Source organism: Actinoplanes sp. NPDC048791 (genome assembly GCF_040650095.1).
Taxonomy (GTDB): domain Bacteria; phylum Actinomycetota; class Actinomycetes; order Mycobacteriales; family Micromonosporaceae; genus Actinoplanes.
This window is the reverse complement of sequence record NZ_JBEZGQ010001674.1, coordinates 1-1,173: the sequence shown is the minus strand read 5'-3', so window position 1 is coordinate 1,173 and position 1,173 is coordinate 1. Positions and strand designations below refer to the sequence as shown.

Here is a 1,173-nt window from a genome sequence, read left to right as displayed (position 1 = left end):
ACCGACCGGCGCGTCCTGGCCCGGATGCTGCGCCTGCTCAGCGATGACGCGGCCCGGCTCACCCAGGGCGTCGCGGCGCTCGGTGACACCGACGCCACCCTCGCCGTGCTGCCGGCCCGGCTGACGGTCACCTTCGGCTTCGGCCCCGGCCTGTACCGCGCGGCCGGGCTGCGCGCCCCGATCGCGGACCTGCCGGCCTTCTCGATCGACCGGCTGGAGAAGCGCTGGTCCGGCGGGGACCTGGTGCTGCAGATCTGCGCGGACGACCCGCTCACGGTCGCCCACACCCAGCGGATGCTCATCAAGGACGCCCGGCCGTTCGCGGCGGTGCGCTGGGTGCAGCAGGGTTTTCGGCGCAGCCCCGGGGTGCAGGCGCCCGAGCACACCCAGCGCAACGTGCTGGGCCAGCTCGACGGGACCGCGAACCCGCGCGGCGCCGAGATCGAGCCGGCGGTCTGGAACCCCGACGGCTCGACCACCCTGGTGGTCCGGCGGATCCGCGCCGAGATCGAGAAGTGGGACCTGCTCGCCGTCACCGACAAGGAGAACGCGACCGGCCGGCGCCTGGACTCGGGCGCACCGCTGAGCGGCTCCCAGGAGCACGACGAGCCCGACTTCACCGCCCTCGACGACGCCGGGCTGCCCCGGATCCCGGACTTCTCGCACGTCACCCGGGCCCACGTCACCGATCCGGCACTGAAGATCCTGCGGCGGCCGTACAACTACGACGGGGTGCCCAACGCCCTCGGGCACCCGGACGCCGGACTGATCTTCGCGGCGTACCAGCGCGACATCGCCCGGCAGTTCCTGCCCATCCAGCAACGCCTCGCGGACAAGGACCTGTTGAACGAATGGATCACCCCGATCGGCTCGGCCGTGTTCGCCGTACCGCCGGGCTGCGCGGAGGGCGGCTGGATCGGCGAGCGGGTGCTCACATGAGGAAGCTCATGCTCACCTTCGCCGCATTCGCCGCCGTACTGCTGCCGGGCAGCCCGGCGTGGGCGCACGCCGAACTGACCGCCTCGGCCCCCGCCCGGGACGCGACGCACGCCGCGGCGCCCACCGCGGTCACCGTGACCTGCAGCGAACATCTGAACCCGGAGGTCACCACGATCGTCGTCAGCGACAGCGCCCGCCAGCGCCTGGCCGCCGCGGCGCCCGGTGTCGACGCCG

At 73.6% G+C, this 1,173-nt stretch carries 2 protein-coding genes; both read left to right on the top strand.

What is annotated here, in order from left to right:
• Nucleotides 1-939, top strand: a 939-nt coding sequence (locus AB0C29_RS49530) for a Dyp-type peroxidase (RefSeq protein WP_360835490.1), incomplete at its 5' end; no start/stop codon positions are given.
• A partial coding sequence (locus AB0C29_RS49525) for a copper resistance protein CopC (protein WP_360835488.1) occupies nt 936-1,173 on the top strand: 238 nt, incomplete at its 3' end. The genes AB0C29_RS49530 and AB0C29_RS49525, both read left to right, overlap by 4 nt.